At 69.8% G+C, this 21,693-nt stretch carries 19 protein-coding genes and 1 riboswitch; of the genes, 6 read left to right on the top strand and 13 right to left on the bottom strand.

The annotated features are described in order from the left end of the window. Window positions 1–55: 55 nt before the first annotated feature. Window positions 56–919: a thioesterase family protein gene (locus AB0C59_RS23915; RefSeq protein WP_363007780.1), complete on the bottom strand. Its 864-nt coding sequence runs from the start codon at window positions 917–919 to the stop codon at window positions 56–58. Between the two features lie 199 nt (window positions 920–1,118). On the opposite strand from AB0C59_RS23915, the gene AB0C59_RS23910 reads away from it, so the two are divergent. Then, complete coding sequence (locus AB0C59_RS23910) at window positions 1,119–2,357, top strand: alpha/beta hydrolase-fold protein (RefSeq protein ID WP_363007778.1); 1,239 nt, start codon at window positions 1,119–1,121, stop codon at window positions 2,355–2,357. On the opposite strand, the gene AB0C59_RS23905 is transcribed toward AB0C59_RS23910, so the two are convergent. The 10 genes from AB0C59_RS23905 to AB0C59_RS23860 all read right to left on the bottom strand — a co-directional run bounded on the left by AB0C59_RS23905 (window position 2,266) and on the right by AB0C59_RS23860 (window position 14,144). After that, the gene (locus tag AB0C59_RS23905; RefSeq protein WP_363007844.1) at window positions 2,266–2,922 is read right to left on the bottom strand and encodes a trimeric intracellular cation channel family protein; all 657 of its coding nucleotides are present in this window, start codon (window positions 2,920–2,922) and stop codon (window positions 2,266–2,268) included. The two genes, AB0C59_RS23910 and AB0C59_RS23905, sit on opposite strands and share 92 nt — an antisense overlap. Window positions 2,923–3,009: 87 nt before the next feature. Next, window positions 3,010–4,401, bottom strand: a complete 1,392-nt coding sequence (locus tag AB0C59_RS23900) for a M1 family metallopeptidase (RefSeq protein ID WP_363007776.1) — start codon at window positions 4,399–4,401, stop codon at window positions 3,010–3,012. A gap of 179 nt (window positions 4,402–4,580) precedes the next feature. After that, entirely contained in the window at window positions 4,581–6,176 is a 1,596-nt protein-coding gene (locus AB0C59_RS23895; RefSeq protein WP_363007774.1) for a dipeptide ABC transporter ATP-binding protein, read from the bottom strand. Window positions 6,177–6,190: 14 nt separating this feature from the next. Beyond that, the gene (locus tag AB0C59_RS23890; RefSeq protein WP_363007772.1) at window positions 6,191–7,288 is read right to left on the bottom strand and encodes an ABC transporter ATP-binding protein; all 1,098 of its coding nucleotides are present in this window, start codon (window positions 7,286–7,288) and stop codon (window positions 6,191–6,193) included. Next, window positions 7,285–8,286, bottom strand: a complete 1,002-nt coding sequence (locus AB0C59_RS23885) for an ABC transporter permease (protein ID WP_363007770.1) — start codon at window positions 8,284–8,286, stop codon at window positions 7,285–7,287. The genes AB0C59_RS23890 and AB0C59_RS23885 overlap by 4 nt, the downstream gene beginning before the upstream one ends. A 128-nt stretch (window positions 8,287–8,414) precedes the next feature. Continuing rightward, the gene (locus AB0C59_RS23880) at window positions 8,415–10,178 is read right to left on the bottom strand and encodes an ABC transporter substrate-binding protein (protein WP_363007768.1); all 1,764 of its coding nucleotides are present in this window, start codon (window positions 10,176–10,178) and stop codon (window positions 8,415–8,417) included. Window positions 10,179–10,273: 95 nt separating this feature from the next. Beyond that, entirely contained in the window at window positions 10,274–11,269 is a 996-nt protein-coding gene (locus AB0C59_RS23875) for an ABC transporter permease (protein WP_363007766.1), read from the bottom strand. A gap of 298 nt (window positions 11,270–11,567) precedes the next feature. Continuing rightward, entirely contained in the window at window positions 11,568–12,389 is an 822-nt protein-coding gene (locus tag AB0C59_RS23870; protein ID WP_363007764.1) for an enhanced serine sensitivity protein SseB C-terminal domain-containing protein, read from the bottom strand. A gap of 180 nt (window positions 12,390–12,569) precedes the next feature. Then, window positions 12,570–13,361, bottom strand: coding sequence for an enhanced serine sensitivity protein SseB C-terminal domain-containing protein (locus AB0C59_RS23865; RefSeq protein ID WP_363007762.1), 792 nt, complete (start codon window positions 13,359–13,361; stop codon window positions 12,570–12,572). A 78-nt stretch (window positions 13,362–13,439) separates the two neighbouring features. Beyond that, entirely contained in the window at window positions 13,440–14,144 is a 705-nt protein-coding gene (locus AB0C59_RS23860) for an AAA family ATPase (RefSeq protein WP_363007760.1), read from the bottom strand. A gap of 221 nt (window positions 14,145–14,365) precedes the next feature. Continuing rightward, a riboswitch (glycine riboswitch) is annotated at window positions 14,366–14,470 on the top strand. A gap of 154 nt (window positions 14,471–14,624) precedes the next feature. On the opposite strand from AB0C59_RS23860, the gene gcvT reads away from it, so the two are divergent. From gcvT to AB0C59_RS23840, 4 genes are all read left to right on the top strand, one after another. Continuing rightward, complete coding sequence (gcvT, locus tag AB0C59_RS23855; RefSeq protein ID WP_363007758.1) at window positions 14,625–15,743, top strand: glycine cleavage system aminomethyltransferase GcvT; 1,119 nt, start codon at window positions 14,625–14,627, stop codon at window positions 15,741–15,743. Between the two features lie 75 nt (window positions 15,744–15,818). Continuing rightward, entirely contained in the window at window positions 15,819–16,196 is a 378-nt protein-coding gene (gcvH, locus tag AB0C59_RS23850) for a glycine cleavage system protein GcvH (protein ID WP_363007756.1), read from the top strand. A gap of 16 nt (window positions 16,197–16,212) precedes the next feature. After that, complete coding sequence (gene glyA, locus AB0C59_RS23845) at window positions 16,213–17,475, top strand: serine hydroxymethyltransferase (RefSeq protein WP_363007754.1); 1,263 nt, start codon at window positions 16,213–16,215, stop codon at window positions 17,473–17,475. A 143-nt stretch (window positions 17,476–17,618) separates the two neighbouring features. After that, window positions 17,619–18,986 (top strand): L-serine ammonia-lyase, encoded by a 1,368-nt coding sequence (locus tag AB0C59_RS23840; RefSeq protein WP_363007752.1) that lies wholly within the window; start codon window positions 17,619–17,621, stop codon window positions 18,984–18,986. 240 nt (window positions 18,987–19,226) lie between these two features. Here AB0C59_RS23840 and AB0C59_RS23835 read toward each other — a convergent pair whose 3' ends face one another. Beyond that, window positions 19,227–19,316 carry a hypothetical protein gene (locus AB0C59_RS23835; RefSeq protein ID WP_363007750.1) on the bottom strand — a complete coding sequence of 30 codons (90 nt, stop codon included), beginning with the start codon at window positions 19,314–19,316 and terminating at the stop codon, window positions 19,227–19,229. 141 nt (window positions 19,317–19,457) lie between these two features. After that, a complete protein-coding gene (locus AB0C59_RS23830; RefSeq protein ID WP_363007748.1) occupies window positions 19,458–20,210 on the bottom strand; it encodes a dienelactone hydrolase family protein in 753 nt (250 codons plus the stop codon). Between the two features lie 332 nt (window positions 20,211–20,542). Between AB0C59_RS23830 and AB0C59_RS23825 the strand changes: the two genes are divergently transcribed. Continuing rightward, a complete protein-coding gene (locus tag AB0C59_RS23825; protein ID WP_363007746.1) occupies window positions 20,543–21,649 on the top strand; it encodes a DUF1611 domain-containing protein in 1,107 nt (368 codons plus the stop codon). Window positions 21,650–21,693 lie beyond the last annotated feature (44 nt).

Raw genomic sequence — 21,693 nt, 5'->3', positions numbered from 1 at the left:
GAGCGGGGTGGGGGTGGGGGTGGGCGTGTAGTGGCGGGGGGTGGGGTCGGTGGGGTCAGGCTGTTCTGACGCGGGCCAGCTGGCGGGACTGGGCGACCAGGCGGCCCGCGCTGTCCCAGACCTCGGCGTCCTCCTCCAGGAAGCCGCCGGCGAGGTTGCGCGTGACGATCGACACCCGCAGCGGTCCCGGCGCCGGACGGCACCGCACGTGGACGGTCAGCTCGACGGTGGGCACCCAGCCCACGATCCCGATCTCGAAGGCGGTCGGCGGCAGCGCGTCCACCGTGAGCAGCAGCGAGAGCGGGTCCGCGTCACGGCCGTCGGCCAGGCCGAACCAGGCCCGCATCTCCCCCTTGCCGGACGGCGCGCCCAGCGCCCAGCCCAGCGTGGACGGGTCCAGCTTGATCATCAGCCGCTCGGTGATAGCCGAGCTGCCGGGGATCGGCGCCGGACCGTCCTGGGGCCCGAAGCACTGGTCCATCGGCGCGAGGGCCGGCGGCACCGCCGTCGTACGGACGTCGTCGGACAGGGCGTCCAGATCGCCGTACGAGGCCAGGACACGGATCCGCTCGACCTCGCGGCCCTGCTCGTCGTACTGGAAGAGGGAGGCCTGGCCGGTGGAGAGGGTGCGCCCCGTGCGCACGACGTCCGTGCGGATCACCGCGGGTCCCGGCTGGGACGCGGTGAGGTAGTGCGCGGTGATCGTGAACGGGTCGTGGTGCGGCAGGGCGTCGGACAGCGCCCGTCCGAGGACGGCCAGCAGATAGCCGCCGTTGACGGCGGTGATGATCGTCCAGCCGGCGGAGAGGTCGATGTCGTAGACGCCGGGTTCCCGGAGGGTGACCGCGGTGTCGCGGTCGAACTCGCTGTCGCCGATCGTGGCTCGCCCGGCCTGCGCGGTGGCTGCTGCTTCTGGCATGACCGAACCGTACAACAGGTAATTACTAAGCAGTAGCTTTGTTTGTTGCGGGTGCATGACGGGACCGGGCTCGATGGGGTGAGGCTTTGGCAATTTCTTGGTAAGTGTCCGCACTCGTCCGGGACGAACGGGCTCCGGTTCCCCTCTCAGAAGACGTAGAGCACGATCCCTCCGTTGCAAGGAAGAGCCGGATACGCCGATGAGCCTGACCGGGACGCCGTTCCTCTTCACGTCGATCGCCCTCATGGCGATCGCCCTCGCCCTGCCCCTGTTCCTGTGGTCCCGGCTGCGCGGCCCCCTGCTGCTGCGCCAGGCGGGCCGGGTCGCGATGCTGCTGTTCGCCCAGGCCACCGCGGTCACACTGGTCTTCGTCCTGGTGAACAACGCCAACAGCCTGTACGACAACTGGGACGACCTGCTCGGCACCGGAAACCACGTCCAGCAGGCCGCCGACCTCGGCCGGGACGGCACCGGCGGCATCCAGGTCAAGGCGCTGCCGAAGGTGCGCCAGACCTTCACGCAGGCCGACGGGCCGGGCATGCACGCGGCGGGCGGGGTGCGCGAGACCGAGCTCAGGGGCCGGGTCTCGGGCGTGGAGGCCGAGGTCTACGTCTGGCTGCCGCCCCAGTACGACGACCCGGCCTACCGGAACACGAAGTTCCCCGTCGTCGAGCTCCTGTCGGGCTACCCGGGCTCCGCCAAGGCCTGGTTCGGATCGCTCAACGTGCACGAGCAGCTCTCGCCGCTGATGCGCGACGGGCAGGTGGCCCCCTTCATCCTGGTGTCGCCGCGCACCAACCTGATCGCCAAGACCGACACCGGCTGCGCGAACATCCCGGGCAAGGTGAACGCCGACACCTGGCTCAGCATCGACGTGCCCAAGATGGTGACCGACAACTTCCGCGCGAAGGCCGCCCCCGACGGCTGGGCGACCGCCGGCTACTCGGCCGGAGCGCACTGCGCGGCCAAGCTCGCGGTCGCCCATCCCGACCGCTACCGCGCCGCGATCAGCCTCTCCGGCTACAACGACCCCATAGGCGAGCGCAACTCCCTGGCCGCGAAGACCGTCGCCCTGCGTCGCGCGAACAACCCGTACATGATCCTGCGCGGGTACCGCACCCCGCCCCGCGTCTCCCTCTACCTCTCCGGGCAGATCGGCGACGGCTACCAGGCGGCCCAGTCGCTGGCGGCGGTCGCGAAGGCCCCGACGACGGTGCGCACCGAACTGATCCCGCTGAGCGCGGGCGGCCACAACATGGCCCTGTGGCGTCCGCAGATCCCGTACGTGTTCACCTGGCTGACCCAGCAGATGACCGGCAGGCACGGCGGGAACAGCACCGGTTCCGCTACTCCTCCACCACCGTGGAACGCCGGTTCCAAGCGCGCGGAGCTCGCCAGTGGAACCTCATCGCCAGGAGCCGTAGGACGAAGGCGGTGACCACCGCGAGGCCCGTGGTGAACGGGGTCAGCGCGTTGTAGTGGATGCACAGGGCGACCATCGTGGCCCCGACGATCGCGGGCACCGCGTACAGATCGCGGTCCCAGCGCAGCAGGGAGGGCACCTCGTTGGCGAGCACGTCACGCAGCACGCCGCCGCCCACGGCGGTGGCGAGGCCGAGGGCGACGGACGCCGTCATGCCCAGCCCGTAGTCGTACGCCTTGGTCGTCCCCGCCACGCAGAAGAGGCCGAGGCCCGCCGCGTCGAAGACGTTGACGGCGCCCTGGATGCGTTCCACGTGCGGATGCAGGAAGAAGACGAGCAGGGCGGCCAGCAGCGGGGTCAGGAAGTACCCCAGGTCCGTGAACGCGGCCGGCGGCACGGCGCCGATGACCAGGTCGCGGAAGACCCCTCCGCCCAGCGCGGTGACCTCGGCGAGCACCGCGATCCCGAAGACGTCGAAGTTCTTGCGGACGGCGAGCAGCGCGCCGGAGATCGCGAAGACGAAGATGCCGACGACGTCCAGCGTGTGCTGGACGGAGGGGCTGAACAGTTGCTGGAGCACCCTTGTATTCTCACTCACCGAACAGGGTGCACCTTGCAAAGCAAGGCGATAGCGGCACTAAGGCCTTGAAAATCCTATGTTACGAGGCTACAGTGCGGGCTTTCCTGTGGTGTAGATCCACTTCTGGAACAGATCGTCCAGCTTCTGCCCCGAGATGCGCTCCGCGAGCCGCACGAACTCGGCGGTGTTCGCGTTGCCGTACCGGTGGAGCCGGGTCCAGGCCGGCAGGAGCCTGAAGAACGCGGTGTCGCCGATGCGCTCGCGCAGCGCCTGGAGCGTCATCGCCCCCCGGTTGTAGACCGCGGAGGCGAACATGGTGTCGCGCTGCGGGTCGGCCACCTTGACCTGCCAGAAGGAGTTGTCGGCGGGACGCGCGTTGTAGGCGGCCAGGAACGAGTCGTGCGCCGAGGCGGTGCCCCGGTGCTCGGCCCACAGCCACTGGGCGTAGGTCGCGAAACCCTCGTTGAGCCAGATGTCCTTCCAGTGCTCGACCGAGACCGAGTCGCCGAACCACTGGTGCGCGAGCTCGTGCACGATCGTCGTCTCGTTGCGCACCGCCGAGTACGCGGGCTTCGACTGGACCTCCAGCGAGAACCCCGCCTCCGGCATGTCGTCGACGATGGCGCCGGTCTCCTCGAAGGGGTACGGGCCGAAGACCTTGGACCAGTAGTCGGTGGCCTCCGCGGTGACCGCGTACACGTCGACGTTGTTGCTGTTCGCGAGCACCGGGTCGATGGCGACGTAGATCGGTGTTCCGGCGGGCGTCCTGCCGGTCTTCACGTCGAACTTCCCGATGGTGGCCGTCGCGAGGTAGGTCGCCATCGGCCGCGACTCCCGCCAGTGCGTCACGGTCTGACCGCCGTGGTCGCGCGTCGAGACCAGGCGCCCGTTGGAGACACCGGTCAGGCCCTTGGGCGCCGTGATGCGGATGTCGTAGGTGGCCTTGTCCGACGGGTGGTCGCTGGAGGGGAACCAGGTGGAGGCGGCGTTCGGCTCGCAGGCGACGAAGACGCCGTCGGCGGTCTTCATCCATCCGTACTTGGAGCCGAAGACGATCGGACCGCTGAGGGGTTCGGGTATGCCGCCGTAGGTGACCGTGACCCTGAAGTCCCGCCCCTTGGCAAGGACGCCCTTCGGGGTGACCCGGATCTCGTCGCCCGTGCGGCTGAAGCCCGCCCGTCTGCCATTGACCTCGACCCTGGTGACCTCGAGCTTCTGGAGGTCGAGATCGAAGGCGCTGAGGTTCTGCGTGGCCCGGGCCGTGAGCGTCGTACGGCCGTCGAGACGGGCGGTGTCCGGGTTGTACGCCACGTCGAGGTCGTAGTGGCGGGCGTCGAAGCCGCCGTTGCCTAGCTGCGGGAAGTAGGAGTCCCCGATGCCGGGGGCGCCCGGGGCCGGGGCCGAGGAGGCGGCGACGGTGAGGAAGGAGGCCGCCGCGGTGACGAGGATGCCCAAGCGTGCCGAACGGGAGAGTGCCATCAGTCGTCCCTTCGAGCGTGCTGCCGGTCAGATGGACACGCCAGACTCTGCGCTCTCCCTTTCGGTCATGCACATGACTTTGCCAAGTCGTCATGCGGTACGACGAAGCCCCGCGAGCGGGATCGCGCCTGCTCGCGGGGCCTGCCAGCCGGCAGAAGCTCCCTACCGGTCGGTCACGCTCACTTCTTGACGTCCCCTTCGGGCTTCGCCACGGGAGCGGCCTCCGCCCCGTCCTCGGCCTCGGCCTCAGCTTCCGTGGAGGAGGAGTCGCCCCCGGACCCGGACTCGGACTCCGCAGCAGCGGCCCCCGGCTCCGCCTTCGCGGCAGCGGGCCCAGCCTCGGGCTCGGACACCGTCCCGGACTCCGCCGGAGCGGACACATTCTCCGGCTCCGAGCCGCCCCCGGCCTCCGACCCGGCCTCCGCCTCCGCGGACGCAGAGTTGGACTCGGCCCCGGACTCAGCCGCCGCAGAAGGGGAGTCGGACTCGGACTCGGCTTCCGCGGCAGCGGACACGTCCTCCGACTCGGTCTCGGTCTCGGCCTCCGCCTCCGCCTCCGCGGACGAAAGGCTGGACTCGGCCCCGGACTCGGGCTCCGCGCCGGCGGGCTTCGCCTCGGTGGCCAGGTCCGCGGCGACCGCCGCCGATGTCGCCGCCGACTCCTCCAGCACGGCGTCCGGCACCAGTTCCGCCGCCGACTTCGCGTCGGACAGCAGCACCGTGTCCTGCGGGGCCTGGTCCTCGAAGTTCTCCGGGTGGTGGCAGGCCACCCGCTGCCCCGGCTTCAGCTCGAGCAGCGGGGGCTCGGTGGTCGCGCAGATCTGCGTGGCCTTCCAGCACCGCGTGTGGAAGCGGCAACCGCTCGGCGGCGCGATCGGCGAGGGCACGTCGCCCTTGAGCAGGATGCGCTCGCTCTTCGCGTTCCTCCGCTTCGGGTCCGGGATCGGCACCGCCGACATCAGCGCCTTGGTGTACGGGTGCATCGGCGCCTTGTACAGCGAGTCCCGGTCGGCCAGCTCCACGATCTTGCCCAGGTACATCACCGCGATCCGGTCGGAGACGTGCCGGACGACCGAGAGGTCGTGCGCGATGATCACATAGGTCAGGCCCAGCTCCTCCTGGAGGTCGTCCAGGAGGTTGACGACCTGCGCCTGGATCGACACGTCCAGCGCGGAGACCGGCTCGTCCGCTACGACCAGCTTCGGCTTCAGAGCGAGCGCGCGGGCGATGCCGATGCGCTGGCGCTGACCGCCGGAGAACTCGTGCGGGTAGCGGTTGTAGTGCTCGGGGTTGAGGCCCACGACCGACAGCAGCCGCTGCACCTCCTTCTTGACGCCGCCCTCGGGGGTGACGCCCTGGAGCTTGAAGGGGGCGCTGATGATGGTGCCGATGGTGTGGCGCGGGTTCAGCGACGAGTAGGGGTCCTGGAAGATCATCTGCACGTCGCGCCGCATCGGGCGCATGCCGCGCACACCGAGGTGCGTGATGTCCTTGCCCTCGAACTCGACCGTGCCCGCGGTGGGTTCGAGCAGCCGCGTGATCAGCCGGCCCATCGTCGACTTGCCGCAGCCCGACTCGCCCACGACGCCGAGGGTCTCACCGGCACGGACCTCGAAGTCGATGCCGTCGACGGCGCGCACCGCACCCGACTGCCGCTGGAGCAGCCCCTTGCGGATCGGGAAGTGCTTCTGGAGCCCCGCCACCCTCAGCAGGACCTCGCCGGGGGCGGCGTCCTGGTCGAGGGCGACGCCGTCACTCTGCGCGGGGATCTTCACTGCTTTTTCGTCGCTCACAGCTTCGGCGCAATCTCTTCGGTCCAGATACGCTCCCGCTGCTCCTGCGACATGTGGCAGGCGGCCCAGTGCCGGCCGCCGACCTCGGTCAGCTCCGGGCGGACCGTGCGGGTGACGTTGTCCTTGGGGAGGTCGGCGTACGGGCAGCGCGGGTTGAAGGCACAGCCCGACGGGACGTTGATCAGCGAGGGCGGGGAGCCCTTGACCGGGATGAGGCGCTCCTGCTGGTCGCGGTCCAGACGCGGCATCGAACCGAGCAGACCCCAGGTGTAGGGGTGGCGGGGCTCGTAGAACACCTGCTGGGCCGGACCGCGCTCGACGCAGCGACCGCCGTACATGACCAGGAGGTCGTCGGCCAGCTCGGCGACGACGCCCAGGTCGTGGGTGATGATGATGACCGCGGAGCCGAACTCCTTCTGCAGATCGCGGATCAGGTCCAGGATCTGCGCCTGGACGGTCACGTCCAGGGCGGTGGTCGGCTCGTCCGCGATGAGCAGCTCGGGGTTGTTCACCAGGGCCATGGCGATCATGGCCCGCTGGCGCATACCGCCGGAGAACTCGTGCGGGTAGCTGTCGACCCGCTTGTCCGGCTGGGGGATGCCGACCCGGTCGAGCATCTCGATCGCCCGCCTGCGGGCGGTCTTCTTGTCGACGTCGTGGTGGACGCGGTACGCCTCCACGATCTGCTTGCCGATCGTGTAGTACGGGTGCAGGGCCGACAGCGGGTCCTGGAAGATCATCGCCATGTCGCGGCCCCGCAGCTTGCGCACATGGTCGGGGTCGGCGGACAGCAGCTCGGTGCCGTCCAGCCAGATCTCGCCGGAGAGCCGCACCTTGCGCTTGCCGTACTGGCCGGCGGTGTGCAGGCCCATGATGCCGAGCGAGGTCACCGACTTGCCGGAGCCGGACTCGCCCACGATGCCGAGGGTCTTGCCCTTCTCCAGCTGGAAGCTGAGCCCGTCGACGGACTTGACCAGGCCGTCGTCGGTCGGGAAGTGCACCTTCAGGTCGCGGACCTCGAGGAAGGCGGTCGGGGCGGCCGACGCGGCGACGGGCTCGCCGACCGCCGCTCCGGTCTTGTTCAGGTCGGTCATCCCAGCCTCACTCGCGGGTCGATGACGGCGTACAGGAGGTCGACGACGAGGTTGGCGGCGGCGATGGCCAGGGCCGCGAACAGGGTCACGCCGAGAATGACCGGAAGGTCGTGACTGCTGATCGCCTGCACCGAGGCGAGACCGAGGCCGGGCAGGTTGAAGGTGGACTCCGTGAGCACCGCGCCACCGAGCAGAGCGCCGAGGTCCAGGCCGAAGACGGTCAGGATCGGGTTCATCGCGGACCGCAGAGCGTGCCCGGTGATGACCTTTCCTTCCTTCAGCCCCTTGGCGCGGGCGGTGCGGATGTAGTCCTCACCGAGGATCTCCAGCATGGTGGCCCGGGTGAGGCGCGCGTACATGGCGGCGTACAGCAGGGCCAGCGCGATCCACGGCAGAAGCAGTGTCTCGAACCAGGTTCCGATGCTGTCGTCCGTGTTCAGGTCGTCCGTGATGTGGATCAGGCCGAGGCTGTGCACGAAGATGCCCATCGCCACCATGCCGGTGAAGAAGACGGGCAGTGAGACACCGGCGAGGGCGCCGACCATCGCGGTGCGGTCCCACATCGAGCCCCGGCGCAGCGCGGACAGGATACCGGCGGCGACACCGGCCACGAGCCACAGGACGCAGGCGCCCGCGGCCAGGGCCAGGGTGACCGGCATGGCCTCCTTGAGCGTGTCCCACACCGGTCGCTCGGTGACGAAGGAGTAGCCGAAGCAGGGGGCCGAGCAGTGGGTGACGTCGTTGCCGTTGGCGTAGTCACGCCCCAGCGGGATGGCCCTGACGAAGTCCCAGAACTGGACGAACAGCGGCTTGTCCAGGCCCAGCTTCACGCGGATGCCCGCGATCTGTTCCGCTCCGGTCGCCTTGCCGGCGAACAGGACGGCGACGTCCTGGCCCGCCCATTTGGGCAGCATGTAGAAGACGGTGAAGGTCGCGAGCAGGACGACCAGCACCATGATGAGTACGGCGAACAGGCGCCGGATGAGGTAAGCAAGCACTGTGCGCGGCCCGGCGGCGGCCGGCCCTCCTTGTGGGAGGAACCGTCCGCCGCCCGGGCCATCACCTGCCCTTCGGACTGGCGGGTTTCGGCGGCAAGGGTTCGATCACTTCGGGGGTGTGGCGACTACTACTTGACGACGCCGAGGGTGACGTAGTCGTAGCGGCCGCTGTAGGCGGCGGACGAGTAGATGTTCGTCAGGCGCGGGCCGCGCCAGCTGATGTTCTTCTCGTAGATGAACGGCATCCAGTCGGCGTTGTCGAGCAGGCGCTTGTTCATCTGCTCGTAGATCGCCTTGGACTTGGCCTTGTCCGTGGTCGCGATCGCCTGGTCGAACAGGCCGTCGATCGTCTTGTCGTTGATCTGCGACTCGTTGTAGTTGCCGTTCGACTTGATGAAGCGGCTGTCGAACAGCGGCTGGCCGTAGCCCTGGCCGGTGGAGAAGTCCGGGCCCCATCCGCTCATCGTCATGCCGTAGCCGCGCTCCTTCTGCACCTTCGGCGAACCGCTGATGCTGGAGGACTGGGCGCCGTCGATCGAGTCGACCTCGATCTTGATGCCGACCTTGGAGAGCTGCTGCTGGAGCGCCTCGGCGGCGTCCACCTCACCGGGCTGGTTGGTGCGCGCGGTGATCTTGGTGGAGAAGCCGTTCGGCTGGCCGCACTGCTTCAGCTCGTCCTTGGCCTTGGCGTCGTCGGCCTTGCCCTTGCGCGCGATGACGCCGTACGGGTCGTAGCTGTCGTAGCCCGGGATGGACTTCGGGAAGACGGAGTTGGCGATGTCACCGCCGGCGATGGCGCCACCGCGGGTCTGCTGCAGGCCCGCGAAGTCCGTGCCGTAGAAGACGGCCTTGCGGCAGTGGGCGTTGTCCAGCGGCTTGATCGTGTGGGTCAGCGCCACGTAGCGGACGAACGTGGTCTCCAGGTTGTCGACGTCCGCCTTGTGGTCCTGAACGGCGCTGATACGGCCCGACTGGGTCATACCGGTGCCGTTGAGGTCGAGGTCGTAGTCGCCTTCCATCAGCTTCTTGTCGTTCTCCTCCAGGTTGGGGGAGATCGTCACCGTGATCTTGTCCGGCAGGGCGGGGCGGATCGGGTCGGAGGCCTTCTTCCAGGCGGCGTTGCGGACCAGCACCAGGCTCTTGTTGGCGCTGTACGACTGGATCTTGTACGGGCCGCTGGAGAACGGGTGCTGGGTGTACTTGGCGGCCGTGTCCTTGCTCGCCTTCACCGGGGCACCGGCGGGCATCGCGAGGAACTGCTCGAAGTCGCCGTTGGGCTTGGGCAGGTGGAAGACGACGGTCTGGTCGTCCGGCGTGTCGATCGCCTTCAGACCCAGCTTGTCCGCCGAGCTGTCCTTGTAGGGGCCCTTGTACTCGCTCTTCGGGTCGAGCGTGCTCATGAGGTAGTTCGGACCGCCGGTGATGACGTCGGTCGCCCAGGCGCGCTCGATGCCGTACTTGACGTCCTTGGAGGTCAGCTTCGAGCCGTCCTCCCAGGTCACGCCGTCACGCAGCTTGTAGGTGTAGGTCTTGCCGCCGTCGCTGACCGTGGCCGGGCCGGTGGCGAGGTCGCCGACCAGCTTGTTCGACGCGGCGCCCGGCTTGGTGTCGTAGGTGACCAGGGTGCGGGTGAAGTACCGCGAGAAGTCCCAGGAGAAGCCGTAGTACGTGCGCTGCGGGTCGAGGGAGTCGAAGTCCTGCTTGCTGATGAACTTCAGCGTGCCGCCCTTCTTGGCGGACGCGTTGACGACCTTGTCCAGCGCGGCGTTGTAGCCGGCACCCTTGTCCTTGCTGTCGCTGTCGCCACCGCCGCACGCTGTGGTGCTCACCAGTGCCGCGACAACGAGGGCCGCACCAGCAGCGAGCCGCCGCTTCGGGATACCTGTGGGCATTTTTCTCGTAACCTCCGAGATTCGCGGTCCCGGACCATGTCCGGGGAACCATGAGGAAGAGCCACCTGACGGTGCGGCAGGGGGCGAGTCGAGCATCAGCGGGTCCCCTTGGGGTCCAACGCGTCGCGCAGGCCGTCACCGAAGAGGTTGAAGGCGAGAACGGTGATGAAGATGGTGGCGCCCGGGAAGACCATGAACATCGGGTCGTGCTCGTAGGTCTGCAGGGCGTCGCGCAGCATGCCGCCCCAGGAGGCGGTCGGCGGCCGCACACCGGCGCCGAGGAAGCTGAGCGCCGCCTCCGTGAGGATGTTGGTGGGGATCATCAGGGTCGCGTAGACGAGGATCGGCGCGACCAGGTTGGGCAGCAGTTCCTTGAACAGGATGTACCGGCTGCCACCGCCCAGGCTGCGGGCCGCCTCGACGTACTCGCGCTCCCGCAGGCTCAGGGTCTGGCCGCGGACGATGCGGCCGACGTAGGGCCAGCCGAAGAACCCGATGACCAGGACGAGCACGGCGACGCGCACGCCGGTGCCGGTCAGGCCCAGCAGGTCGTCGGGCAGGACGGAGACCAGGGAGATGATGAACAGCAGCTGCGGGAAGGAGAGCAGCAGGTCCATGACGCGGCTGATCAGGGAGTCGACCCAGCCGCCGAAGTAGCCCGCGATGATGCCGAACAGGGTGCCGAGCACGACCGCCACGATGGCGGAGAGGAAGGCCACCAGCAGCGAGATCCGGGCGCCGTAGACGATGCGGCTGAAGACGTCGCGGCCCTTGTTGGGTTCGAGGCCGAACAGGTAGTCGCCGCTGACGCCGCCCCAGGCGCCCTGCGGGAGGTTGGTGAGCGGGTCGAGCTTGTCCTGGTGGAAGTCGTTCGGGGGGTGGCCCAACAGCGAGACGATCAGCGGGGCGAAGATCGCGACGAGCACGAGGAAGAGCACGGTGAATCCGCCCGCGAGGGCCACCTTGTCCTGCTTCAGCCGGTGCCAGGCGATCTGCTTGAGGGACCGGCCCTCGATCTTCCCCTCGCCGCCCGTCTCCGGCGGCGCGGTCGGGGCCGCTTCCGCGGTCGTGTCGTGCATTGGCGCCGTCATCTGGCAGGGACCCCTCTCAACCGGCGGTGGCCGGCCCGCACTTGCCGCTGGTAGCGGCGTCAATCAGTTTTCACCTGAGTAGGGGCGAGCCCCTTGAAGGGGGAGTCTTCAATGCTTGTGCGACCAGTTGCCAGACTTGACAGTGAATGGATGCGCAAACGTGATGCGGGCTGGGGTTTCCTGTTATGCGGACACTCCGTGCCGCCTTGCGGACACCGCGACTTGGGCGAGGGGGTGCGCCGAAGATCGCCGCGCGGGTCGGGAATCGGGCCGCGGGGCGGGGTGGGCGGCGTGCGGCTCAGTAGCCGCCGAGCACCGGCGGGTAGCCGTAACCGGCGGCCGGGGCGTGCGGCGGGGCCTGCAACTGGGGCTGGAGCGGGGCCCCGTGGGCCTCGCGGTCGTAGAACGGGCGCGCGCCGGCCCGCATCCACATCACGACCGGGTCGTACGCGTCGGTCATGGCCACCGTCGACACCCCGAGCCCGTCCGGCACGGCGCCGACCGACTGCTGCATCATCGCCCGCACGGAGTCGACCGCGGCCGGCGAGGTGTCGTACACGTCCAGGCCGATGGCCAGATAGGGCGCCCCGAGGGCCGGCTGCACCCAGGCCCGGCGCAGCGAGCGGATCGCGGGGGTGCGGTGGGCGTGCTGCGTGAGCAGGGCGTAGAACTGCGGGATCTCGATGCCGGGCTCGGACAGCCTGAGCGGGCCCGCGGGCTGACGGTCCAGACCGGTGGCGATACGGCGCAGGTCCAGCCAGGGGATGCCGACCCCGCCGCCCGGCGCGTGCGGGTTGAGCCACAGACCGTAGTGCTCGGGGTAGAGGGTGCGCGCCACGTCGAGGCCGTCGACGACCTCGTACGACCTGTTCCAGCCGCTCGCCGACAGCTCCTGGGCGGAGGTGACGCAGGGCGCGTAGCCGTGGGCGCCCACGTCCATCGTGCCGTACTGGGCGTCGGGCGAGCCGGCCTGGCCGTGCCACAGGAGCATCCAGACCTGGCCGCGGGACGGGGTCGCGAGCGCGCCGAGGAGCGCCTCGTAGGCGTCGTAACGCCCGGGCGTCACCTGGCGCAGCATGTGCTCGACCTGCCCGGTCGAGGCCGTGCCCGACGCGCTCACCCTCTACCGCTCCCTCACGACGAACCTGATCAGCTTGGCGAACCTGACGGCCGCGGCGCGGGGTTCTCCCGCCCCGGCCATGAAACCAGGTTAAGGCGCCATCCTGACAGCAACGTGACGCGCGCTCCCCCCGGGCGCCCGGACGGCGTCGGATACCGCCCGGACGGTTGCCTCGTGCCGTCAGTAACCGTGCTGGTAGAAGGGCCGCACGGTGCCCCGCAGCCAGTCGCCCACCGGATCCTGGGCCGCGTCCAGGAACACCATGTGCACCGGCGTCGCCACCGGCGCCTTGGCCAGGGCCCTGCCGAGCGCGTCCAGGGCGAGGGTGCGGGTGTCGCTCTCCCCGGAGGTCAGCTCGACGCCTATGAGCATCACCGGGTCGGCGGTCTCGATCACGGCCAGGCAGCGTCGCGCGGCGCGCACCACGCCGGCCGCGGCGAACTCGGCGGACGCTGCGGCGAGCAGGTCGACCGGGTCGTCCTGCCAGTCGGGTTCGAAGAGACGGACCCGGCCGCCCCTCGCCGACCCGTCCAGCTCCGTACGCCCCGCGCGGCACAGCTCGGCCACGGCCTCGGGGGGCAGCGGAACGCCGACCACGCCGTCCGGGTTGACGGCGATGCCGACCTGCGGGGGCAGCCCCCGGGCGAACTCGACGGCGGGCGCGACGGTGTACGCCATGTGGCCGCCCACGACCTGGCGGAACTGCTCCTCGGAGCTGAACACCGGCACGTACGCCTGGCCCTCGATCTGCACGGTGGGCAGGTCGAGGGAGCCGCTGTGCGGGCCGCGGCCCTCGGGCAGGGGCACCCAGACGAAGCTGCGGCCGAGGACCTCCACGATCCGGCCGCTCGCCGAGGGGACGCCGAGGGCGGCGGAGAGCACTTCCTCCAGTTCGTTGCCCGGCCATCCGCCGTGCGGATACGGGTGTGCCGGTGCGGGGAAGTCCATGGGAAGGTCCGCGGGGATGTCCATCTGCCTACCGCCTGCTCAGTGCCGCTGCTGGTCGTCTGCCACTGCCCGACATGCCACTGTCCGACACAGCGCAAAAGGCTAGCGCCCCCACGGCCCGTGCTCCTCCGGCTCGGCGGCGAAGGTGATGTGGCGCAGGGCGTTCGCGGCGTCGCGGTCCAGGAGCACCGCCGAGGCGCAGCCCTCCGGCGGACGGCCCTGCTCGACGGCGCGCAGGAGGCGGTGGGTGGCTCCGCGGTGCCGCAGGAACGCGTAGCGGGAGACGCCCCGGCCGCGCCGGCGCTGGCCCGCCAGTGCGGTGCCCTCGGCGACGTCGAGCAGGAGCAGGTGGAGGGCGCCGCCGCGGCGCCGGGCCGCCCGGGCGAGCCAGCCGCGCACCCAGCGCTGGGCGCCGCAGTCGTGCACCACGACCCCCTGGTCCGTGCGCAGGGCGCGGCCCAGGGCCGCGTAGTGCGCGAGGCGGACGAGGGGGCGGTAGACGGCGTACGGCAGGAACCGGGCCAGCCGGGCGTCCCAGCCCTCCCGGGTGTCCTGGGAGTCCACCCGCACCCCCCGCACGGTGCGCCGCATCAGCGTGGACTTGCCGCTGCCCGGCAGCCCCGACACGACGACGAGGTCCCGCGCGCCGAACGTCAGCGCGTGCGGGGCTGCGCCCGCGCGCTCCCGCAGATCGCGGACCCGGGCCGGCGGCCGGGCCCCGCGGGCGGGCCGCGGCACGGCCCCGGCCGGTCCGGGCACCGCGACGCCCGCGACCCCGGCGTACGCCGTGTTCCTGTCCACCGTCATCGTCGTCGCCTCCCCTGCCTCCCCGTGGGTGCCTCCCGGCGACTGGGAAGCCCGCTCCCCACCGGACGTACAGAGCCTGCTCCCCACCGGGCGTAAAGAGAAGGTAATGAAAAGGTATCGCGACGGCGTTCCCGTCCTGCCACGGACCGGTTACCGATCCGGCCTGCCGTCCGGCGGGGGTGGCGTGCAATGATGTGCGCGCCAACTGCATACCGGCCGCTTGAATCCGCGCGGGAGAGTTCCGGGCAGGCCCTTGTGCCGCCCGGGCGCCGAAGGAGCAAGTCCCTCCCTTGAATCTCTCAGGCCCCTGATACCGCGCGGGCGAGGCACATCTGGAAAGCGGGCCGCCCCGGCGGCCCCACCCAAGGTGCAAACCCTGCCGCCCCGGGACACGGGAGTCAGGGCGAACCTCTCAGGTTCCGATGACAGATGGGGAGGATCGACCTCGCCCTGTCCATGCCTGTCCTTGGAGCACTCCCGATGAACAGCAGCCCCCCGCGCCACACCGCGCTCGATGCCCTGCATCGTTCGCTGGGCGCGACGATGACCGACTTCGCCGGCTGGGACATGCCCCTGCGCTACGGCTCCGAGCGCGACGAGCACCTCGCCGTCCGCACGAAGGCCGGCCTGTTCGACCTCTCGCACATGGGCGAGATCACCGTGACGGGCCCCGAGGCGAACCGCCTCCTCGACTTCGCCCTGGTCGGCAACATCTCCTCGGTGGGCGTCGGGCGCGCCCGCTACACCATGATCTGCCGGCCGGACGGCGGCATCCTCGACGATCTGATCGTGTACCGGCTCGGTGAGTCGGAGTACATGGTCGTCGCCAACGCCTCCAACGCCCAGGTGGTCCTGGACGCCCTCACGGAGCGCTCCGCGGGCTTCGACGCCGAGGTGCGCGACGACCGCGACGCCTACGCGCTGATCGCCGTCCAGGGCCCCGAGTCCCCCGGCATCCTGAAGTCGCTGACCGACGCCGACCTGGACGGGCTGAAGTACTACGCGGGTCTGCCCGGCACCGTCGCCGGCGTCCCGGCGCTCATCGCGCGCACCGGCTACACGGGCGAGGACGGCTTCGAGCTGTTCGTGGCGCCCGAGCACGCCGAGAAGCTGTGGCAGGCGCTGACCGAGGCCGGCGCGCCCGCCGGTCTCATCCCCTGCGGCCTGTCCTGCCGGGACACGCTGCGCCTCGAGGCGGGCATGCCGCTGTACGGGCATGAGCTGACGACCTCGCTGACGCCCTTCGACGCCGGTCTGGGCCGCGTCGTGAAGTTCGAGAAGGAGGGCGACTTCGTGGGGCGCGCCGCGCTGACCGAGGCCGCCGGGCGTGCCGAGCAGAACCCCCCGCGCGTCCTGGTCGGGCTGGTGGCCGAGGGCCGCCGCGTGCCGCGCGCGGGCTACCCGGTCGTCTCGGGCGGCGAGGTGATCGGAGAGGTCACCTCCGGCGCCCCGTCCCCCACGCTGGGCAAGCCGATCGCGATGGCGTACGTCGACGCCGCGCACGCCGCGCCCGGCACGGCCGGAGTCGGGGTCGACATCCGGGGCAGCCATGAACCGTACGAGGTCGTGGCGCTGCCGTTCTACAAGCGCCGGAAGTAGACACTGGCAGGCCAGGCGTCACCCGCTCCGTCACCCACATCACCAGCACCGCCCGCGTACAGGGAGAATCCAGCCATGAGCAACCCCCAGAAGCTTCGCTACAGCAAGGAGCACGAGTGGCTGTCGGACGCCGAGGACGGCGTCTCGACGGTCGGCATCACCGAGCACGCGGCGAACGCGCTCGGCGACGTCGTGTTCGTCCAGCTCCCGGAGGTCGGTGACACGGTGACCGCGGGCGAGACCTGCGGCGAGCTGGAGTCGACCAAGTCCGTCAGCGACCTCTACTCCCCCGTCTCCGGTGAGATCACCGACGTCAACCAGGACGTCGTCGACGACCCGTCGCTGGTGAACACGGCCCCCTTCGAGGGCGGCTGGCTGTTCAGGGTGCGGGTCACGGACACGCCGTCCGACCTGTTCTCCGCCGACGAGTACGACGCCCACATCGCGGGCTGAGGAGTCGTAGCACCTCATGTCTCTTCTGAACACATCCCTGCGTGACCTGGACCCGGACGTCGCCGCCGCCGTCGACGCCGAGCTGCACCGCCAGCAGTCCACCCTGGAGATGATCGCCTCGGAGAACTTCGCTCCGGTCGCGGTCATGGAGGCCCAGGGCTCGGTCCTCACCAACAAGTACGCCGAGGGCTACCCCGGCCGTCGCTACTACGGCGGCTGCGAGCACGTCGACGTGGTCGAGCAGATCGCCATCGACCGCGTCAAGGAGCTCTTCGGCGCCGAGCACGCCAACGTCCAGCCGCACTCGGGCGCCCAGGCCAACGCCGCCGCGATGTTCGCGCTGCTGAAGCCCGGCGACACGATCATGGGTCTCAACCTCGCGCACGGCGGGCACCTGACCCACGGTATGAAGATCAACTTCTCCGGCAAGCTCTACGACGTGGTCCCCTACCACGTCGGCGAGGACGGCCTGGTCGACATGGACGAGGTGGAGCGCCTCGCCAAGGAGCACCAGCCGAAGCTGATCGTCGCGGGCTGGTCCGCCTACCCCCGCCAGCTGGACTTCGCCGCCTTCCGCCGGGTCGCCGACCAGGTGGGCGCCTACCTGATGGTCGACATGGCGCACTTCGCCGGCCTGGTGGCCGCGGGCCTGCACCCCAACCCGGTGCCGCACGCCCATGTCGTCACCACCACCACCCACAAGACGCTGGGCGGCCCGCGCGGCGGGGTGATCCTGTCGACCGCCGAGCTGGCCAAGAAGATCAACTCCGCGGTCTTCCCCGGTCAGCAGGGTGGCCCGCTGGAGCACGTGGTCGCCGCCAAGGCCGTCGCGTTCAAGGTCGCGGCGTCCGAGGACTTCCGCGACCGCCAGCGCCGTACGCTGGAGGGAGCCCGCATCCTGGCCGAGCGCCTGGTACGGGACGACGCCAAGGCCGTGGGCGTGGACGTCCTGACCGGTGGCACGGACGTGCACCTGGTCCTGGTCGACCTGCGCCACTCCGAGCTGGACGGCCAGCAGGCCGAGGACCGCCTCCACGAGGTCGGCATCACCGTCAACCGCAACGCGGTCCCGAACGACCCGCGTCCGCCGATGGTCACCTCGGGCCTGCGCATCGGCACGCCCGCCCTCGCGACCCGCGGCTTCACGGCCGAGGACTTCGCCGAGGTCGCGGACGTGATCGCCGAGGCGCTGAAGCCGTCGTACGACGCGGCGGCGCTGCGCTCCCGGGTCACGGCACTGGCCGACAAGCACCCGCTCTACCCGGGTATCGGCAAGTAGACGGTCCCGGAACGTTTCCGGAGCGCTTCCGGAAACGTTCCGGCTCCGTTCCGCAGCACCCTCGGGCACCGCGCACACTGGAAGGACACACCCCGTCCGGGCGCGGTGCCCACCCCGCACCACCCTGTTATTGAGGAGTCACCGTGGCCATCTCGGTCTTCGACCTGTTCTCGATCGGCATAGGCCCGTCCAGCTCCCACACCGTGGGCCCGATGCGTGCGGCGCGCATGTTCGCGCGCCGGCTGCGCAACGAGGGCCTTCTGGAGGGAGCCACCCGCGTACGCGCCGAGCTGTACGGCTCGCTCGGGGCCACCGGCCACGGCCACGGCACGCCGAAGGCCGTGCTGCTGGGCCTGGAGGGCGCCTCACCGCGCACGGTGGACGTGGAGACGGCCGACGAGCGCGTGGCGGAGATCAAGGCCTCCGGCCGCCTTCAGCTGCTCGGCGACCACGAGATCGCGTTCTCCTACGACGACGACCTGGTCCTGCACCGCCGTGAGACCCTGCCCTACCACGCCAACGGTATGACGCTGTGGGCGTACGACGCCTCGGGCGCCGAGCTGCTGTCGAAGACGTACTACTCGGTGGGCGGCGGCTTCGTCGTGGACGAGGACGCGGTGGGCGCGGACCGCATCGTGCTGGACGACACGGTCCTCAAGTACCCCTTCCGCACGGGCGACGAGCTGCTGCGCCTGACGAAGGAGACGGGGTTGTCCATCTCCTCCCTGATGCTGGAGAACGAGCGGGCCTGGCGCACGGAGGAGGAGATCCGCGCGGGTCTGCTGGACATCTGGCAGGTCATGCGGGCCTGTGTGAGCCGGGGCATGTCGCGGGAGGGCATCCTGCCCGGCGGCCTGAAGGTCCGCCGCCGCGCGGCCGTCACCGCCCGCCAGCTGCGCGCCGAAGGCGATCCGCTGGCCCACTCCATGGAGTGGATCACGCTCTACGCGATGGCGGTGAACGAGGAGAACGCCGCGGGCGGCCGCGTGGTCACCGCCCCGACCAACGGCGCCGCGGGCATCATCCCGGCGGTCCTGCACTACTACATCAACTTCGTGCCGGGCGCGGACGAGGACGGCGTGGTCCGCTTCCTGCTCGCGGCGGGCGCGATCGGCATGCTCTTCAAGGAGAACGCGTCCATCTCCGGCGCCGAGGTCGGCTGCCAGGGCGAGGTCGGCTCGGCCTGCTCGATGGCGGCGGGCGCCCTGGCGGAGGTCATGGGCGGCTCCCCCGAGCAGGTCGAGAACGCGGCCGAGATCGGCATGGAGCACAACCTCGGCCTGACCTGCGACCCGGTCGGCGGCCTGGTCCAGATCCCGTGCATCGAGCGCAACGGCATGGCGGCGGTCAAGGCCGTCACGGCCGCCCGCATGGCCCTGCGCGGCGACGGCACGCACAAGGTGTCCCTCGACAAGGTCATCAAGACGATGAAGGACACCGGCGCGGACATGAGCGTCAAGTACAAGGAGACCGCCCGGGGCGGGCTCGCGGTGAACATCATCGAGTGCTAGGGAAACGGGCCCTGACCAGTGCGTTCGCGTCTTTCTGCGCTGTCAGGGCCTTTCCTGTATAGGCGGCGAAAAGTCCCTGAGAAGTCCCTGGGACAGACGTGAAAGTCCCTGAGATGTCCCCGTGGCACGTCCGCGGCTTGTGGTTGGGCGCGGTCCGACGTGAGCTCCGAGGCCCGGGTGTCCGGTTCCGTCGGCGGGGAGCACCGCCCGGACAGGTGCCACTCCGGCGCTGGACTGGGTTCACCCCCGCTCGGTCGGGGACCGGCCGCGCCATTTGCGGTACCACGACTCCGACACCCCCAGGGCCCGGCAGGCGACGCGATGCGGCATGCCTTCCTCGGCCTTGCAACCGCTGGCCCTCCCCCGCGGTGCGCGAACACGTCCTGGCGCCGAGAGCTGGGAGAACGTGGCTCCCTGGTTCGGTCCGTACTCCGTGGAGGACGGCGAGGGCAGCATTGTCCGAGGGATAGTTCAGGACTGGCTCAACGACCTCGGAGCCGGCAGGGTGCGGTCCAGTAGGGGTAGCAGGCGATCCCAGTGGCGCATAAGGCCCGAGGCGCTGAAGGCGTCGGTGTCGGACATGGTGAAGCCATGGGTGGTGCCGGGGTAGATCTCGGAGGTGTAGTCGACCCCCGCGGCATCCAGCGCCTTGTTGAGCTCGGCAAGCGCCTCGGGCGTCATGTCGCCTTCCGCGTGGCCGAAATGGACCTGGGCGGTCAGTTCGGCGAAGAGGTCGGGCCCGCCCGTGCCGACAGGGCCGTGGAAGGCGGCGAGAGCGGCCACCTGGTCGGGGTGAGCCGCGGCGGTGCGCACTGCGAGGAGGCCCCCGACGCAGTAGCCGGTCACCGCGACCGGCCCGGCCTCGACCTCGGGCCGGGTGGTGAGGAAGCCAAGGTAGGCGCTGGCGTCGCTCAGGACACGTTCGGTGGTGTGCGCCTCGATCAATGGCATCAACTGGTCGAAGACCGCGGGCCTGGCCTCTTCCCCGATGTGCTCGGGAAGCTCGATCACGGGTGCCGGGCCATGCCGGTAGAAGAGGTTGGGAACGAGTACGTAGTAGCCGTGCCCCGCCAGTTCGAGGGCCAACTCCCGCAGCACGGGCCGGATACCGAAGCCGTCGGGGTACATCAGCACCCCCGGGTGCCGCTCGCCGTTGTCGGGGGACGCGGCGAACGCGTCAGCCCGGCCGTCGGCGGTGGGGATCTGCAGAAAGGTGATGGGCATGCATGCTCCTGTCGTGGTTGATGTGTCGAACTGTGATCAACACGACGGAGGCGGAGCTCGCGCCGCGGCGCCGAGCCCTCGCTCCCACGGCGAGCCCGCACCGGCCCGCACGGCGCTCAGTGGAGCACCGGGTCACCAATCTGTGTGCGGCACGCGGCCATCCCGGTAATCATGGTCAGCTAGCCTAGTACACCTACATGCGCCGACGCCATGGTCGGCGGCGAATCCGCGCCTGCCTGACGTAGACGAGGTTACCTCGTCCCGCCGCCGGTTCCGCCATATGTGACACACTCTCACATCGGCGCATTCACGAAGTGTGGGGGATTCACAGAATGGACATATTCGAGGACTTCGAGCGACTGCCGTTGCGCGTCGTATTGTTTGCGGACAGCGTCTTCGAGCACGCGGAGGGAAAGACCGCGCAAGGCATCCTGAGGCACAGTGAGGCACTCCATCCCATTGCCGTGGTCGACCGCTTCTGCACGGCGTCGAACTCGGGGGAAGTGGTCGCCGGGACCGACGTACCGGTGGTGTCGTCGGTGCGCGAAGCGTTGTCGCTGGAACCGGATGCGCTGGTCATGGCACTGACGGAATCAGACCATGTCGAGCGGATCGACGGAGCCGTTCGCCACGCGCCGAAGCCGCCCGGCGACCTGCCCGCATTCTGGCGGGAGGAAATCACCACGGCACTGGCTCACGGGCTCGACGTGATTTCCTGCCTGCACCTTCGCCTTGCCGAGAGTGAGCTGGCCCGGGGGCTGCGGAAAGGCCAGTTGATTGTCGACGTACGGAAGCCGTACGAGGAGCTTCCCAAATATTCCGGGCGACGTGAGCGCACCCGGGCGAAGGTGGTCCATGTCACCGGCAGCGACTGCGTCATAGGGAAACGGACTGCGGCGCTTCAGCTCTACCGTGAGGCGCGTGAACGAGGCATCGAGGCCGGATACGTCGGAACGGGGCAGACCTGCCTCCTTGTGGGGTGCACCGAGGGTGCCATCGTCGACCGCACTCCGGTGTTCCAGGCAGCGGGGCTGGTGGAGCACTTGGTGCTCCGGGCAGAGAGCCGCCATGACCTGCTGGTCATCAAGGGACAGGCATCGGTGCTACACCCCGCCTTCGGCGGCCTGGCGACGGCGATCCTGCAGGGTGCTCAGCCGGATGCCGTCGTGTTCGTGCACGACCCTCAGCGGCAGTTCCGCTACCACTGGGAGCACATAGCGCTCGGGCCGGTGGAGCGGGAGATCGAACTGGTGGAACAGCTCGGCGGAGCACCGGTCGTCGCACTGGCCACGCGAGGTGAGGAGAACGTCCAGCGTCTGCGGTATCTCGGGCTCCCTGTCGTCGACGCCCTGGCGCCCGATGGGCCGTCCCGGCTCCTTGGCGCTGTCTCCTCAGCGCTGGAACAGCAAGTACGGCTTCCAAACAGGGTGGCTGTCTGATGCTGCTGTCAGGCCGCGAGACGAAGCCGGGGACGAGCTTCGTA

Source organism: Streptomyces sp. NPDC048664 (genome assembly GCF_040650555.1).
Taxonomy (GTDB): Bacteria; Actinomycetota; Actinomycetes; order Streptomycetales; family Streptomycetaceae; genus Streptomyces.
This window is presented reverse-complemented; position numbering and strand designations above follow the sequence as displayed.

What these genes read in the sequence shown, in the direction of transcription:
- AB0C59_RS23910 (WP_363007778.1), top strand. Translation starts at nt 1,119, where the DNA reads ATGAGCCTGACCGGGACGCCGTTCCTCTTCACGTCGATCGCCCTCATG.
- AB0C59_RS23875 (WP_363007766.1), bottom strand. Translation starts at nt 11,269, where the DNA reads ATGACGGCGCCAATGCACGACACGACCGCGGAAGCGGCCCCGACCGCG.
- AB0C59_RS23825 (WP_363007746.1), top strand. Translation starts at nt 20,543, where the DNA reads ATGGACATATTCGAGGACTTCGAGCGACTGCCGTTGCGCGTCGTATTG.
- AB0C59_RS23880 (WP_363007768.1), bottom strand. Translation starts at nt 10,178, where the DNA reads ATGCCCACAGGTATCCCGAAGCGGCGGCTCGCTGCTGGTGCGGCCCTC.
- glyA (WP_363007754.1), top strand. Translation starts at nt 16,213, where the DNA reads ATGTCTCTTCTGAACACATCCCTGCGTGACCTGGACCCGGACGTCGCC.
- gcvT (WP_363007758.1), top strand. Translation starts at nt 14,625, where the DNA reads ATGAACAGCAGCCCCCCGCGCCACACCGCGCTCGATGCCCTGCATCGT.
- AB0C59_RS23860 (WP_363007760.1), bottom strand. Translation starts at nt 14,144, where the DNA reads ATGACGGTGGACAGGAACACGGCGTACGCCGGGGTCGCGGGCGTCGCG.
- gcvH (WP_363007756.1), top strand. Translation starts at nt 15,819, where the DNA reads ATGAGCAACCCCCAGAAGCTTCGCTACAGCAAGGAGCACGAGTGGCTG.
- AB0C59_RS23835 (WP_363007750.1), bottom strand. Translation starts at nt 19,316, where the DNA reads ATGCCGCATCGCGTCGCCTGCCGGGCCCTGGGGGTGTCGGAGTCGTGG.
- AB0C59_RS23900 (WP_363007776.1), bottom strand. Translation starts at nt 4,401, where the DNA reads ATGGCACTCTCCCGTTCGGCACGCTTGGGCATCCTCGTCACCGCGGCG.
- AB0C59_RS23865 (WP_363007762.1), bottom strand. Translation starts at nt 13,361, where the DNA reads ATGGACATCCCCGCGGACCTTCCCATGGACTTCCCCGCACCGGCACAC.
- AB0C59_RS23915 (WP_363007780.1), bottom strand. Translation starts at nt 919, where the DNA reads ATGCCAGAAGCAGCAGCCACCGCGCAGGCCGGGCGAGCCACGATCGGC.
- AB0C59_RS23890 (WP_363007772.1), bottom strand. Translation starts at nt 7,288, where the DNA reads ATGACCGACCTGAACAAGACCGGAGCGGCGGTCGGCGAGCCCGTCGCC.
- AB0C59_RS23830 (WP_363007748.1), bottom strand. Translation starts at nt 20,210, where the DNA reads ATGCCCATCACCTTTCTGCAGATCCCCACCGCCGACGGCCGGGCTGAC.